This is a genomic window from Bacillus sp. PK3-067 (assembly GCF_056738645.1).
Window position 1 is genome coordinate 1,498,117 of sequence record NZ_CP096490.1, and the last position, 15,649, is coordinate 1,513,765.

A 15,649-nucleotide genomic window follows, 5' to 3' on the forward strand; every position below is an offset into this window, starting at 1 on the left:
GAAACAATGTGATAATATAACGACAAGTAAATAATACATCCTGCGGTGTGCGTAACTTATTTATGTCTAAAACCGATGTTAGTTATACGGAAGCTCAATATTTAGCGACCATCATCAAGCCTTCCTTGTGGAGGAAGATGTACGGTAACTGTGAGGGCATCCACCTGCGAGTAGCGGGTTTTTGGACATTTACGAGGAGCGGCACGTGCGGGGGTCTTATTTCAACTAACCTTATATAAAATTCCTACGGTGTACGTAGCTTATGCATGTCTTAAACCAATAAGTTTAATATGGAAGTTCAATATTTAAATGTAGCTAACATGCCATCTTTTTAAGAAGGAAGTTACAAACATTTGTGAGAGCATCCACCTGTGAGAGCAGGTTTATGGACATCTAGAGAGAACGGCATATGTGGGGCTATATAAAAACCTTACGTTTTATACGTAAGGTTTTTTTGTTGCATAGATATATCAATATTATCTTGATTCACCTGTGAAGTTTCCGTAATAAATGTAGCACTTTCTGTCTTCATCAATCTCTCTTGAATCTAAGGAGAACTCCATAGACATGCCGTCTCGCTGAATATATATAATATCTGAATGAAGAGATGGTAAAATTTCTTCATAGTTCCATACATCTTGACTATCTACTATGTTTGAACTCGTTTCACTTAGTTCTCTAATTTCAAAACCGATGTAGGAGTATGTAGGGTCTGAAGGGTCATTTGCGAAAACTTCTTTTTGAATATAAATAACTGCTGTTCCGTCTGGATCAACCGAAGTTGCAGTAACAACATAAGTATTTTTCTCTTTAATAAAATATTCACAAGTCATGCGTGCGATAATTTCAGAATTAGAAATATTGGCGTAGTTCCATAAAGCAGGATACCCTTTCGTTTCATCATTAAGTCGATATTCTAAGCGCATTTAATCCCTCTTCTTCCTTTTTCTTCTACTTTATCATGCCATCCTATATAATAGGAATAGAATTTAAAAAGGGGAGTGCGAAGGTGACAAAAACGAAATGGCTAGTAGGTGGTGTCGTAACGTCTTTAATGACTGGCACTTTATTTGGTTGCGCACAAGATCTTCCCCCAAAACCAAATGATAATAGTTGTTCTGATTGGGATTGGGATGATGAACTTGGGGTATGGCAGTGTGATGATAGTAGTTCAGGTTATCGTGGGCATTATTTCTATGGTGGGCGATACTATCAAAATAAATCCACTTTTAAAAATTCATCGGCGTTTAAATCGTATCAATCGTCTGCTGAATTTAAAGGTGGAATTGGAAGCGGTTCAAAGGGAGGATTTGGGGGCTAAAATATGTCGCAATACATAAGGGATCGAAAAGAATTTTATTTAAAATATCCGGATTTTTGGTCGGATTTATATGAATGTGAGTATAGTTTGTTTCATGTTTTTTCTATAACAAATCAGACTTTGGACCAATTACACTTAGCGACTGAACGAATGGGGAAAATATTTTTTAAGACTGCTAGACTGCTGCGTAATTTAAGTGACGAACAGCTTCTAGATCTTGGCTTTCCATCCGCGAGTTTATCTTTCATTAGAATGAAAGGGCTCTATCCTGAATCTGTAATTTCGCGATTTGATTTTGCTGTAACAGAGGATAACAAAATCAAAATGCTTGAGTTTAATAGTGATACACCAACTTTTATTGTGGAATGTTTTCAAATGAATGGGAAAGTATGTGGAAATCTAGGCTATGATGATCCAAACTCGGATCAAGAACGATTGCTATCTTCTGGTGTAACGAAAGCAGTAATGGAAGCGACAAAGGGATTAGATAATCCAAATGTTGTTTTTTCAGCACATCATGAACATATCGAGGATTGGAATACCACTATGTATTTAAGTCAGCTATGCCATGTTGAAAATAAAGTAGTGCCAATGTCAGAACTTAGAATTACAAAGGATGCTCTAGTCGATAAAGATGGGGCGAAGATTGATGTTTTATATCGCCAAACATATCCGATAGAAGATTTAATTGAGGATCAAGATCCTGAAACAGGAGATTTGGTAGGTGTGGAATTGTTACAACTTGTAAAAGCCGGAAAGCTTTTTATAATAAATCCTTTGTCAGCATTTTTACTTCAGCCAAAATCAATTCAGTGTCTTATTTGGGGGTTAGCAGAAGAAGAGGCCTTTTATACAAATGAGGAACAACAGTGGATTAAAGAATATATGTTACCTACATATTTAGAACCAGATTTATTTTTAGGAAAAGGTTCTTTCGTTCAAAAACCTTCATTTGGGAGAGAAGGAGATACAATTACGATTCGCGATAAAGACGAAAATATTATGCTTCAAAATGCACACCAAACATATAAAGCGTCACTGCCGATATTTCAAAAGTATATCGAACTGCCAGTCGTATCCTTGGAAACAGAAAAAGGGATCGAGAAACTGTCATATGTGTTTGGTTCGTTTTTAATTGCTGGAAAAGCGAGTAGTATCGGTATTCGTGCGGGAGAAAAGATTACAGGAAATGAATCGTACTATTTACCGGTAGGTATAAAAAGGAGGGGAAAAAATGATTAATTTTTTATTATATTTAGTAGTAACACTCGGCCTTTTATGTATAGGTCTGTTCTTGATGGAAGTGACAACGAAAGTAAAGGAATTTAAGTTAATGGCTCAAGGAAATAAGGCGGTAAGCTATGTGCTTGGAGGACGATTACTTGGGTTAGCTGTTGTTTTATATTCGACAGCAGCTAATTCAATTTCACTTCTTGATATGATTTCGTGGGGAGCAGTTGGGATTTTGGCTCAAATTATCGTCTTTTATTTAGCTGAGTGGCTTACACCACGCTTTAATATAAACAAAAGTCTCGAAGAAGATAATCAAGCAGTCGGTCTTTTTCTTATGTTTTTATCAATTTCAATTGGGATTGTAATTGCTGGTTGTATAACTTATTAAAAACTTTACGTTTAAACGTAAAGTTTTTTATTTTATCCCGTAAAAGCCCGATTGGTGAGGGCTAATAATCAGTGGGGGATGAACAAAACCTCCACTGATTAAAGTTACACTTTATATATGTTAGTTTGCCATACCTTTTGAAAAAATTGTAGGCTACGGTTGACATCTATTTTAAATAAGAGTAACATTTTCAATGTAATGAAAATAAGTCTCTGTTAGGTGAGGCTCCTGTATAGAGAAATGCTACTGCCCAAAAATGTCGAGAGACGCCAATGGGTCAACAGGAATGATCGAATTAAGGTTTTTCTTAACGTAGCTGGTAATGTACCTATGCTATACAGTGCTAAAACTCGGTGAGGGAGAGGTCCGTAGATTTCTAATTATATTAGAAATCGTTTATTTGTGTATGTAATGGCCGCTACTCTCTTAAGGGTAGGGGCCTTTTTTGTTACCAAGCTATGAGTAATTTCATAGTATAAACTATAAAATTAAACGAGGAGGTGAGGAGCATGTCAAATTCTGACTCGGTTCCGTTACCCATATACTTCAAATCAAAAATATATGATGTAGGCAGGAAACGATTTGTTCCTCCCTCTATATTTATCATAATGTAGCGTTTATAAAACGCGAGACACTTTCACAGTAAAGTGGATAAATTGAGAAACAAAGCGTTTCTTCCTATGTTGTAAAGGAGGAGACGATAATATGTTATATGCAAACAAAACTGTGGGTAACACGTCATATAAACTAAGTAAAAAATCAATAAAAGAACAAACAATGCTCCAAAAAAATAAAGATTTATTAATTGAAATTGCAACAAGAGATGTAAAATCTGTATTTGCATATTTTAAAACAACAAGAGACGGACTATCAATGAAAGAGGCGCAAAAACGTATTCAAGTATATGGCCGAAATGAACTAACTTCAAAAAGAGCACTTCTCGCAGAAGTAATGATGAAGCTTGGTGGCATGATTCCAGGTTTTTCAAAACAACGTGTGTGTGATGAATTACAACGTGAAACGATTACTGTATCTAGAGTAGAATGTTCTAGTAGTACAGGGTTAAATAGTGAACTGAAAATGATGGAGATACCAGTGCAAGAACTTGTACCTGGAGATATGATTTTTCTTTCGGCTGGAGATGCTGTGCCAGCTGATGTACGTATTATTTATGCAGATGATTTATTAGTGAATGAGTCTGTGTTAACGGGAAACGAAGCGAATATAGAGAAGTTTGAGAGCTGCTATCATCTTGAACGTAAACGATTTATTCCATTAAAACGGATGAAAGATTATAATCCACTTGAGCTTGAAAATGTATGTTTTAAAGGTTCGCATATCGTTAGTGGAAATGCAAAAGCTATCGTTGTTTCTACTGGAAAAAATACGTATTCAGGCATATTGCATACTTGTTGTAGTAGAACGTCTTAATGTGTTAATGGTGCTAAATATACAAAAACAATGTATAATAGACAAAGTTGAGCAAAAACGTAGAATGGTAATCTATTTATATAACCTTACGTGATAACGTGAGGTTATTATTTTTTTAATAGGAGAGGAATTATGAAAAAAGTATTATTAGTTGATGGTATGGCACTATTATTTCGTGCTTTTTACGCAACAAGTGTCTACGGACAATTTATGAAACGACAAGATGGAACCCCTACGAACGGGATTCATGGTTATATGAAACACTTGTTAACAGCTACGCAAGCGATCGAACCAACACATATCGTTACATGCTGGGATATGGGAAGTACGACATTTAGAACAGAATCGTTCTCGAATTATAAAGCAAATCGTGCAGCGCCACCAGAAGAATTAATTCCTCAATTTGATTTAGTGCAAGAAATGACTGCGAAATTATCCATTCCAGTTATCGGTATGAAAGGCTACGAAGCGGACGATTGTATCGGTACGCTTGCAAAACAATATTGCAATGAAGCTGAAGTTTATATTTTAACTGGTGATACAGATTTACTTCAACTTGTTGATAAGAACGTTACAGTTATGCTTCTGCGTAAAGGAATTGGAAATTACGAATATTACACACCGGAGAAAATCATGGAAGAAAAAGGTGTAGAGCCGTGGCAAATCGTCCATGCAAAAGCTTTCATGGGAGATACAAGTGATAATTATCCAGGGGTAAAAGGTATCGGTGAAAAAACAGCGTATAAGCTTATTCAAGAGCACGGAACAGTATCCGCTGTACTAGAAAATGTAGAGTCATTAACAAAAGCGCAGCGTACGAAGATTGAAAGTGATTTAGAGAACTTAAATATTTCGTTACAATTAGCCCAAATTCACTGTGAAGTTCCAATTTCATGTTCACTAGAAGAAGGATTACACACAATGGATGAAGAAAAACTTAGATTTGTTTGTGAAGAAATGAATTGGGGAAGACCTGAAATATTAATAAATATGCTATAAATAGTTTGGGAAGAGGGATGTTGCATAAGTCGAACTTTGACTTGGTGACACCTTCTTTTTGTTTTTGTAAACAGTATGATAATAAATAAAATTATGTCGAACTCAATTTTAAATATATAAATATTTCGACAAGATATAATGATAAAAGTTGATGAAAATAATAACTTTTATCATGAAGTGAATTAATTTCAACATAGTTTTAGATAATCATTTTTTCGTGTTCACAAAGTTGTCAGAAAATAAACGGAATTTTCATATGAAGTTCAAATAGAATTCACAACAATCAATTATTATAAGAACACACAGATAATTCTTTATCTTTTATATAAACCATCCCCCAAGGAGGACAATGAAAATGAGAAAAAAAGTGAGAAAATCTTTTAAACAATTATTAATTGAAAATAAACAATCACTATTAAATAATAAAGAAAATATGAAAGAAATTGAAGAGAGAATTGAGAAACGACATGTAGCATATAGTGGTGCCAGTAATTAAATAAAATAAAAAAGATAGCCTATGTAGGCTATCTTTTTTATTTTATATTGAAAAAACGCTATTCAGCTCTTTAATTTTGTAAATATGCAAGATATTTTTATAGCGTTTTTCTATCAATATTACTCATTTTTCGAGGTTGAAATTGGTATATACCAATTTTTGAGATTTTCTATTCAAAATATTACAAAAAATGTTACAATACACTCAAATTTATACTATAAAATCATTTTAATATGAAAAATTGGAATGAAAAGAAAGGAGAGGAATATGAATAAAGATGTCGCTTTGAAATGATTATTATCATTTCATTAGGAGTTGATGTAAAAAGATGAAAAGATACGAAGAATTGGACTCTATAAGAGGGATTTCTTCATTAGTAGTAATGATTGGTCATCATTTAATGATTTTTTCAGCATTTCAAAATTACAGTTATGAAGATAATAAACCATTTGTTGTGTATCTATTAAAAGAAACGCCTGCTCGTCTAATTTTTAGTAGTGGTAACGAATCAGTTATTATCTTTTTTGTTTTGAGCGGATTTGTTTTGTATGAATCTATTCAAAAAAACTATAGTAGCTATGGGTCATACCTTTTAAAACGTATATGCAGAATATATATTCCTTATATTGTGGCAATAATTATAGCTATTGTATGCCAGATTACAATTAGTGAATATGGTATTTCTTATTTAAGTGAATGGTTTAATCGCTCATGGACGATTGAAAGTTCTTCAAGCTTAATCGCACAACATATTTTATTGGTTGGGAAATATAATACAGATGCATATAACGGTGTGATTTGGTCACTTGTCCATGAAATGCGAATATCAATAATTTTTCCGTTAATTTTGATGATTTGCTTACGAAAAACGTTAAGGTGTTCATTACTATTATTGTTTAGTTTTAGTATATGTTCTGTCGTAATATTATTTTTGTTTCGCTCGGGCTTAACATTAACAAGCTATGCATTAACATTGCATTACACAGTACTGTTTTTACTAGGAGCACTAGTTGCGAAGTATAAAAATAATTTAATAGTTTTTTATAGTAATTGTACTAAAAACACAAAAATTGCATGGTTTTTATTTGCGATTTTACTTTTTATGTATGAAGGGCTTATAGGAGAAATTAAAGTGCTCAATAATTTTATATTTCGAGACTACGTAGTGGCGATAAGTGCAAGTCTATTTGTCATATTAAGTTTGTCAATATCAACTTTGTCGTCCTTGCTACATAATAAATATTTGTTATATTTGGGGAAGATTTCTTACAGTCTTTATTTATACCATATTATATCGTTGTTTTCCCTTATATACATGCTCCATGAAATATTACCGTTGCCTATTATTTTAATTTTTTCACTTGTTTTTTCGTTTATACTTGCAATGCTTTCGTATGTATATGTAGAAAAATTTGCATTCGGAGTCGGAAAGTATGTAACAAAACAAGTGGATAGAAGAGAGAAAGGGTTATCTGTAAAGAGTGAATTGCAGGATGTTATTCAGAAAAGGGCGGTGAAATAATTGAAGCAAGAAATGAGTATAAAAGATTTTCAACAATTACTGAAAAGAAGATTCGTAACGATTATTTTAACGATGTGTTGTTTAACCGCTTCTTTAGTTCTTATCTCTATGTATGTTTTAAAGCCGTCATATCAATATTCAACGCAAATTCTTGTTGGGAATTTAGATGAGTTTAATAAGGAAAATTCAACAAATAAAACACAAGAAAATAAGCAACTAGTAACATCGTATGTTGATATTTTAAAAAGCCCATTAATTATTTCAACAGTCAAAAAAACTTTGAAATTAGAGCAATCAAGTTATGAATTAGCACAAAAAATCTCGGTTGTGAATACGGACAACTCACAAATTGTAACTGTTACAGTAAAAGATTCCAATCCGAAAATCGTGAAAGACATTGTAAAGACATTGGCAGAGCAATCACAACAAAGTTTTCAACAGTACACAAATGTACAAGGTGTGAAAGTGTTGACGGATCCTGAGTTACAGGAACAGGCTGAAAAATTGTTTCCGAAATTTCAACTGATCATTCCTATTTCTTTAATTGTTAGTTTTTTTGTTGGGATAGGTTTAGCTGTATTTCGAGATTATTTTGATGAACGTATATACACGGAACAAGATTTAGAGAAAATAACAACAGTCTCTGTTATTGGTCACATAAATGTGAAACCGAATAGAAAACAGAAATCTACAGAGATTGATAAACAATCATCTATATATCGAGGTGAACATGTCGATGTTTAGGACAAAGAAACAGCTGCCATTCGATTTGCATGATGATCTGATGAAAGAGCAGTTTTATACGGTGTATCACGAGCTGAAAAAATCTGGAAAACAACTATTCACAGTTAGTTCAACGAAGGACAGAGGGGTTGTTGCCTCACTTATAGTAAATATGAGTCTAGTGTTTGCAGAAATGAAGAAAAAGGTGTTACTTATTGATGTGAATTTTTCTGACCCTAAATTACATGTATTATTACAAAGTGATCACATGATAACAGTAAACGATATAATAAGCTCCTCCTCCTGCAATTATGAATCTTTTTCTAGTAATTTGTCTAAATACTTATATTGTATTCCTGCAAAAAAAACAGTACACACAGGGACGCCTTTAGTTGCTATGGATGAATTTGATAATGCGATTGCTAAGTGGAAAGAAGATTTTGATTACATTTTCGTTTATTCTTCTGAAGTATTTGAACTTCCTGCTACGCACATTATTGCAGGGAAATGCGATGGAGTGGTTTTAGCAGTTAAAAAGCAAAAAGATTCATTACGTACAGTGCAAAAAGTAATAGCGGATATAAATAGGAAAGAATGTGAATTAATAGGTATAATTTTATATTCTTGAATGTGGGGGTAACGATCCATGATTCGTGAAACAAATCAAGCCAAGTTGTATACGATTCCGGCTCAAGAAAAGCCTAGCATATTGAATCGAAGTGTAAAACGCTTGTTTGATATTATATTTTCAATCATATTGTTACTATTAACAATACCAATTATGTTGTTCTTTTGTATTATGATTACCTTAGAAACATCAGGGGCTCCAATATACTTTCAAGAACGTTTAGGTATAAACGGGAAGAAGTTTAATGTATTTAAATTAAGGTCGATGGTAAAGGATGCTGAAATGAACGGACCACAATGGGCAAAAGAACATGATCAAAGAATTACAAAAGTTGGATTGTTTATAAGAAAAACGAGAATTGATGAATTACCACAGCTCTTAAACATTTTAAGAGGAGATATGTCTTTTGTAGGCCCTAGACCAGAGAGAGAGTTTTTTTATAATGAGTTTGATGCGTATATTCCAGAATTTAAGGAACGTTTAATAGTAAAACCAGGACTAACAGGATGGGCACAAATAAATGGAGGGTATAATCTTGATCCAAAGGAAAAGTTGAGGCTGGACATGGAGTATATTGAAATGAAAACATTTCGGATGGACATCCGTATTTTATGTAAAACCGTTTTAATTGTATTGAACGGTAATGGTGCAAGATAAATATATATGTAAACAAACAACATATGTAAGTAGGTTACTTGCAAAGGAGAACTTGTATGGGTAGATCTATTCTAAGCAATATTATCCATCTATTTTATAGTACGATTTTAGCTAACCTTCTTCAGGCCGTCAGTTTAATTGTTTTAGCAAACTTTTTTAACGCACAACATTATGGGATGTTTAGTGTTGCCATAGCAGTGACGTTTGTTATGTTATTTTTTACAGACTTAGGACTTAGTAATACGTTTCTTCGAGAAGGGGCAAAGGATGGAGCAGATTTAGAGAAGATTTTATCATCGTATATAAAAATAAGGATGATTCTACTTATTTTTATTTCTATCATCGGTTATATTGCTATTCATTATATGTATGCGGATAAAAATTTAATTTATATGATGATAAACGTAATGTTTTTCATGTTAATAGGATTAACTTGGCAAAACATAGGGATTGCCTATTTTCAACTGACGGAACGTATGAAGTATATAGCGCTCATAAAAGTTGTATCAGCATCAGTTGTCATTATAATTACATGTTTTTGTATTTTCGGAGAGTTACCGGTGTATGTAACAGCCCGTTTATATGCTTTTGGGTATATGATTGGTGGTTTATTCAGTATATATATCATGAGAAGAAAGACGAAAATGAATATGAAAGTCGTAATTCATAAAGCGTTATTTTGGCAATTAACTCCCTTTATTATTAGCGGTTTTTTAATAATGAGTACGCCACAATTAGCGCCTATCTTGCTTAACTATACATTGCCATTAAGTATGGTAGGTGTTTTTGCAGTGGCGTACCGGATGCCGGCAGCTTTATATCAAGTACCAGGGGTAATTGCAGGTGCATTTTTTCCGGTGCTCTTTAAGCATTATAACCAGAATAATATAGAAGAGCATACGAAATTAAATTTACTTCAAATTAAATCAATGGCGATTGTAGGAATATGTATGACGATCGGTTTATATCATTTAGCACCATACTTTATTTCTATATTTTTTCATGAAGAATGGAGGAATGCAGTAGAACCACTCCAAATATTATCATTTCTTATTGTGCTACAAAGTTTAAATATTGCCATTGCTGACGGTTTAACGACGAGTGGTTGTCAAAATAAGAGGACTGTTGTGCAGTGTGTAGCATTGGTGATAGGTGGGGTTATGCTTTATAGCTTTAGTAGTCTTGGTGGAGTGATAGGAGCGGCATACGCTATGGTTTTATTTGAAATAGTCGCTTTAGTGGGATATATAGCGGTAAGTGTAGTGAAGAAAAAAATTGTATTCCAAATTGTAATACCGTATACAATTTATTTTGGTGTAACCTTTATTGGAGTGCAATATATATTGCATACATATCATTTAATTGCGCTTGTTCTTAATATACTAATTGTAGTAGCTGCCATATTCCTATATGATTATGAGCTAAAAAAACTTCTTCTTTCTTTTATAAGAAAAATACGCAAAAAGGATTATATTACGAAACAGGGGATATAGCCTATGGAAAATAATATGAAAGTATCAATGGGATGGATTATTCTTCTAATATTATTTGTCATGTTAAGTAAATACAATTTATATATTGGATTTTCATTGAAGATATATATGGTTTTTTTAGTCATATATTTTTGTTTAACAATTAAAGACTTTCATATTCAAAAGTTATATTTTCATGAAGTTATATTTTTAATGTTTTATTTCATTTATTGTTTAAGCGGAATTCTTTCTATGTATTTAAATGCTAGTATTCGTATGATTTTTGGCGTGCTACTCGTTTTAGGATGCTATTTTATAATGAGAAATTTATTGGGGAATACTGAAATAGTGGTACTTGAATCATCTATTGCTTATGTAGGAATAGTATTTAATGTTGTAAGTCTACTACTCTATATAATCGGTTTACAATACTTTAGTTTATACGGTGGAGAAGAGAGAGAAATTTTTGCTGGATTATTAGTTGATAGAGGATATCCACGGTTAATTGGATTGCTAGATGATCCTAACATTTTTATTTTCTATAATACAATATTTTTTATGTACTATATGACGAATTTGCAAAATATCACTAACATCTTAGGGTTAATTTTATGTGTTACGACGAGTCTATTAACCTTTTCAAGAGGGGGAATATTAGCGCTTGTGCTTGTCATTTTTGTATATATATGTATGTCTAGTTTCGCTAAAAAAATAAAAATAATTATGAGTTTAGTATTGTTTAGTGTAGTTATTTTTAGTTTATCGAATAGTGTAATGGGGGGCCAATTAGATGACATATTAAATAAACGAATTTCTGATTTTTCCCATGATAATGGAAGTGGTAGATTTACATTATGGGAAGCTGCTTTTAAATATTATTTATCCAATCCATATATCGGAATTGGTGCGTTTAACTTCTCGAATTATTATGAGTATCAATTTAATGAAAAATTATATGTACACAATACATTTTTAGAAATTTTGTCTGAGTCGGGTACAATTGGTTTTCTTCTATATAGTGCGTTTTTATTCATATTAATGTTTAAGTTAGCGCAGCATACTTTGTTTCGTGAAAAACCATACCTTCTATTGACTATGATTGCATTTTTATTTCAGATGATGTCATTGTCACTCATTATTAACGAAGCGTTCTTTTTATTTTTAGCAGTTGTTGTGAAGTATATTTCAATATATGAAGGAAGGGGAAAGATAGATGGTAAAATGTCTATCAGCACATAACGAGCCGCCTTATGTTTCTGTAATAACACCTTCTTATAATAGTATACGATTTATAGGTGAGACAATTTCATCTGTACAGAATCAATCGTATGAAAACTGGGAAATGATTATCGTTGATGACGGTTCAACCGACCAATCTGCCGCAAAAATTAAAGAGATAATAGAAGGAGACTCACGAATTAGGTTATTATCATTAAAAGAAAATGTTGGTGCTGCTAAAGCTCGGAATTTAGCGATCCAAGAGGCGAGAGGAAGGTACATTGCCTTTTTAGATAGCGATGATATATGGTTGCCGCATAAATTGAAGACACAATTGTTATTTATGGAAGAAATGAATATTGCTTTTTCATATGCGTCGTATAGTTTAATTGATGAAAACGGTAATGAATTAAATCGTGAAGTGAGTGCACCAAAATCTGTTGACTATCATTATTTAGTAGGAAATACAATTATCGGTTGTTTAACAGTGATGATTGATCGTGAAAAAATTCCATATGTCGAAATGCCTAGTATACAGCCGGAAGATACAGCGTTATGGCTGAACTTATTACATGAAGGGTATGAAGCAAAAGGGATACAGCAAGTGTTAGCAAAATATAGAATTGTTACAAATTCTGTTTCTAGAAATAAAATTAGAGCAGCTTTCCGGTATTGGAAATTGTTAAGGGAACAAGAACGACTGAATTCGGTGCAAATTTTTTACTATTTTAGTAAGTATGCTTATCATGCTTATAAAAAAAATAAAATCAATGTAGTTGGGAAGACGCAATTATGAATATACTGTTGATGACAGATAAATTGATAACTGGCGGAGCCGAGAGCTATTTTTGTAAATTGGAAAGTAATTTGCGTTATGATGATTTTAAGATTTATACAGCTGCAGGTGATGGAGAACTATATGAATCTCTTACTAGAAAAGAAAATTTTATATTACTTAGTCGATGGAATCATTTGAGAAATATTTATTATTTACGAAACGAAATTTGTAAACGAAAGATAGAGCTTATTCATGCAAATAGTTTGCGAATGGTATTATATGCTTTTCTAATTCAAAAGTTTATTAAAAAAAAGATGAAAATTGTTTATACGAAACATAATGTAACGATATTAGAAAAGAAAATGCCAACGCTTTTTCGTTATTTCATGAATAAATATGTGAACAATATTATTACAGTAAGTGAGTTTGAGAAGAATAATTTAATTTCAATTCATGTAGCAGAAGAAAAAATAAATACAATTTATAACGGTGTCGATATTGAAAAGTTTTTATTCCAGCAGAAAAAGAAAGAATCTACATATAAAATAGGGATATTAGCTAGATTATCCAAAGAGAAAAACCATCAACTATTTGTCAAAATTGCAAATGTGTTGAAAAAGAGAAATGATTTTATGTTTTATATTGCTGGTGATGGACCAGAGAAAGAATCGATTATGAAAGAAATAGAAAAATATGGATTGCAGCAAAGGGTGAAGATGCTAGGGAATATTTCAGAGCCGCATGAGTTTATAGGGAATATGGACGCCTTACTTTTATTATCTTTTCGTGAAGTGTTTCCAATGGTAGTAATTGAAGCGATGGCTACAGGGACACCAATTGTTTCAATAGATGTTGGTGGAATACATGAAGCGGTAATAGATGGAGAGTCAGGTGTTTTAATATCTGAATATTGCGAAACGAAATTCGCAAGTGCGCTTGAGGAACTACAAGGGAATGAACAAAGGGTAAATGATATTAGATTGAAAGCACGAGAGAAAGCAATGAGATATTTCTCGTTAACTAAAATGATAGAGGAAACGAAAAATATATATGAATTAAACAAATGACCGAGTAGGTCGTTTGTTTTTTTTATTATAGAAACTTTTAAGAGACAACTCACATATTATATGAAAAAGGTAATATGAGGAGTGAATTTATTTTGTCAGAATATATTTCATCCCAAGAAGATTGTGCGCCAGAAAGTAGCGTTCATATTGATTGTTTTGGCGCAGTTCCAAACTCGGGAAATGATAGCTCATTAGCAATTCAGCAAGCTATTGATTATTGTGTAGCGAATCGAATTTCGACGGTTAGAATTACAGGGATAAATACGTACAAAATTGTAAAGCCGATTGTTATTAAATCAAACGTAAGATTAGAGTTGGATCCTACCGTAACACTGCAAATTGATGGGGATTTTAATGCATTTGAGCTACAAAGTAACGCTTCGATAGTTGGTGGTACTCTTCAAGTTATAAATCCATTGTTTCAATCTGCTGTTATTTATGTTTCTGGTTCACAACAAATCGAAGTACCTAATCAATCTGTTATATCAAATATAAATATAATAAATACAACTCCATCGTATAAAGGAAAAGCTATACATTTTTATTGTCAAAAGGCATGGGATTTTATTAGTTTCTTTCAAGTTAAATTTATTCAAATTAAAAACTTTCAAACTGCAATACATTTGAAGACAGAATATATAAATGATATCAATACACCTTGCTGGATTAACGCCAATGTATTTCAATCTATATTTATTGATGGATGTGTGTATGGGATTGAAGTAGATGGAAATAGTGATTTGCCAAATGAAAGTTCAGGAAATACGTTTCATGATATTCAAGTGCAATGTAGACAACAAACGGAAAAAGTAATTCGTTGTTCAGGTGCGTATAATACATTTGATTGTATGATCTGGGATACGTACCGGATGAGTAGTGAACAAATTGTTATTGAATTTTCTTCCAATTCTCATCGTAACTACCTTTTTTCAAATCTGCTTTCGACAACTATTGTAGATAAAGGACAATACAATGTTTGTAAGTCTACCTATGAAGAATCTCTTCGAATTCAGTTACCGATTACGTTAAATAAACCACATTTAATAGGGAATCAAGATGATATTTTAGTAAATGCTCAGCAGAAGTATACGATTAAGCAAGTAAGTGGGAAAGTGCCTTACGGGGGGAATCTCGCAAATTGCTTTAATTTAATAGATGAACAAAGTGTAAACTATATTGACGTTCCAGATAGTAATCCAGTTGTAATTGAACTGGATTTTACGAAAAAACCAATACAAATGTTAAATTGTTTTGGAATGTATTTTGGGTGGGGAGAGAGCCCAAAGAAAATTAAAATTGAATATGCATTAAGCGCAACTGGAAGTTGGGTTATCGCGTTGGATGTTCCATTAAATGTTGGCGATACAATTATATCGAATATGAAGGCGAGTCAGTTATATAAAGTTAGAATTACATTAAGTGGTTATTCTCAAGATCATAAGCGTTTTCGAATTAATCGTATTTTTGCAAGGTCTTCTATGGAAAACGGGAACGCTTGGTTAGCGACAACTGGCGGAAGAATGTTTGGAGATATTGAAATAGAGGCAAGTAAAGGTATAATCATGAAGACTGTTAGTGGAGTGAAATGGAAAGTTACTATTAATGAAGCTGGCCAACTTATTACGACTAAGATAACTTGAGATGTTGTTTAATTGTATATCCTTGGACGAGTTACAACGTAGTGGGATATAGGTAATGAAAAAGAGATTGTAATTT

The 15,649-nt window shown here is 32.6% G+C and carries 16 protein-coding genes, 2 other RNA genes and 1 riboswitch; of the genes, 17 read left to right on the forward strand and 1 reads right to left on the reverse strand.

The genetic code is table 11. The features are described from left to right. Positions 1 to 34: 34 nt before the first annotated feature. Positions 35 to 217, forward strand: a non-coding RNA gene (gene ssrS, locus M1D73_RS07860) — 6S RNA. A 21-nt stretch (positions 218 to 238) separates the two neighbouring features. Beyond that, positions 239 to 422: non-coding RNA, 6S RNA (gene ssrS, locus M1D73_RS07865), on the forward strand. Between the two features lie 54 nt (positions 423 to 476). Here ssrS (M1D73_RS07865) and M1D73_RS07870 read toward each other — a convergent pair. After that, the gene (locus tag M1D73_RS07870; protein ID WP_001235523.1) at positions 477 to 926 is read right to left on the reverse strand and encodes a hypothetical protein; all 450 of its coding nucleotides are present in this window, start codon (positions 924 to 926) and stop codon (positions 477 to 479) included. Between the two features lie 83 nt (positions 927 to 1,009). On the opposite strand from M1D73_RS07870, the gene M1D73_RS07875 reads away from it, so the two are divergent. The 15 genes from M1D73_RS07875 to M1D73_RS07945 all read left to right on the forward strand — a co-directional run bounded on the left by M1D73_RS07875 (position 1,010) and on the right by M1D73_RS07945 (position 15,573). Further along, positions 1,010 to 1,321 (forward strand): hypothetical protein, encoded by a 312-nt coding sequence (locus M1D73_RS07875; protein WP_000169030.1) that lies wholly within the window; start codon positions 1,010 to 1,012, stop codon positions 1,319 to 1,321. A gap of 3 nt (positions 1,322 to 1,324) precedes the next feature. After that, positions 1,325 to 2,563, forward strand: a complete 1,239-nt coding sequence (locus tag M1D73_RS07880) for a glutathionylspermidine synthase family protein (RefSeq protein ID WP_000084932.1) — start codon at positions 1,325 to 1,327, stop codon at positions 2,561 to 2,563. Beyond that, complete coding sequence (locus tag M1D73_RS07885) at positions 2,556 to 2,942, forward strand: DUF350 domain-containing protein (RefSeq protein WP_000606868.1); 387 nt, start codon at positions 2,556 to 2,558, stop codon at positions 2,940 to 2,942. The genes M1D73_RS07880 and M1D73_RS07885 overlap by 8 nt, the downstream gene beginning before the upstream one ends. Before the next feature lie 204 nt (positions 2,943 to 3,146). Then, positions 3,147 to 3,312: riboswitch (M-box (ykoK) riboswitch) on the forward strand. 335 nt (positions 3,313 to 3,647) lie between these two features. Continuing rightward, entirely contained in the window at positions 3,648 to 4,373 is a 726-nt protein-coding gene (locus M1D73_RS07890) for a P-type ATPase actuator domain-containing protein (protein ID WP_000964949.1), read from the forward strand. 132 nt (positions 4,374 to 4,505) lie between these two features. Next, on the forward strand, positions 4,506 to 5,372 hold the full coding sequence (locus M1D73_RS07895) for a 5'-3' exonuclease (RefSeq protein ID WP_000757072.1): 867 nt from the start codon (positions 4,506 to 4,508) through the stop codon (positions 5,370 to 5,372). A gap of 355 nt (positions 5,373 to 5,727) precedes the next feature. Then, entirely contained in the window at positions 5,728 to 5,868 is a 141-nt protein-coding gene (locus M1D73_RS07900; RefSeq protein ID WP_001228048.1) for an FbpB family small basic protein, read from the forward strand. Between the two features lie 328 nt (positions 5,869 to 6,196). Then, positions 6,197 to 7,390 carry an acyltransferase family protein gene (locus M1D73_RS07905; protein WP_000833055.1) on the forward strand — a complete coding sequence of 398 codons (1,194 nt, stop codon included), beginning with the start codon at positions 6,197 to 6,199 and terminating at the stop codon, positions 7,388 to 7,390. Continuing rightward, positions 7,391 to 8,134 (forward strand): YveK family protein, encoded by a 744-nt coding sequence (locus tag M1D73_RS07910; protein WP_000807058.1) that lies wholly within the window; start codon positions 7,391 to 7,393, stop codon positions 8,132 to 8,134. Then, positions 8,121 to 8,741, forward strand: coding sequence for a CpsD/CapB family tyrosine-protein kinase (locus M1D73_RS07915; RefSeq protein ID WP_002182617.1), 621 nt, complete (start codon positions 8,121 to 8,123; stop codon positions 8,739 to 8,741). Before M1D73_RS07910 ends, M1D73_RS07915 begins: the two co-directional genes overlap by 14 nt. Positions 8,742 to 8,759: 18 nt before the next feature. Next, complete coding sequence (locus M1D73_RS07920; protein ID WP_000617648.1) at positions 8,760 to 9,398, forward strand: sugar transferase; 639 nt, start codon at positions 8,760 to 8,762, stop codon at positions 9,396 to 9,398. Between the two features lie 56 nt (positions 9,399 to 9,454). Next, a complete protein-coding gene (locus tag M1D73_RS07925) occupies positions 9,455 to 10,891 on the forward strand; it encodes an oligosaccharide flippase family protein (protein WP_000533741.1) in 1,437 nt (478 codons plus the stop codon). A 3-nt stretch (positions 10,892 to 10,894) separates the two neighbouring features. Next, a complete protein-coding gene (locus M1D73_RS07930; RefSeq protein ID WP_025688381.1) occupies positions 10,895 to 12,109 on the forward strand; it encodes an O-antigen ligase family protein in 1,215 nt (404 codons plus the stop codon). Then, positions 12,084 to 12,884: a glycosyltransferase family 2 protein gene (locus tag M1D73_RS07935; RefSeq protein WP_059303975.1), complete on the forward strand. Its 801-nt coding sequence runs from the start codon at positions 12,084 to 12,086 to the stop codon at positions 12,882 to 12,884. Before M1D73_RS07930 ends, M1D73_RS07935 begins: the two co-directional genes overlap by 26 nt. Further along, positions 12,881 to 13,933 (forward strand): glycosyltransferase family 4 protein, encoded by a 1,053-nt coding sequence (locus tag M1D73_RS07940; protein ID WP_121868169.1) that lies wholly within the window; start codon positions 12,881 to 12,883, stop codon positions 13,931 to 13,933. Before M1D73_RS07935 ends, M1D73_RS07940 begins: the two co-directional genes overlap by 4 nt. A gap of 92 nt (positions 13,934 to 14,025) precedes the next feature. Next, a complete protein-coding gene (locus M1D73_RS07945; RefSeq protein ID WP_121868170.1) occupies positions 14,026 to 15,573 on the forward strand; it encodes a glycoside hydrolase family protein in 1,548 nt (515 codons plus the stop codon). Positions 15,574 to 15,649 lie beyond the last annotated feature (76 nt).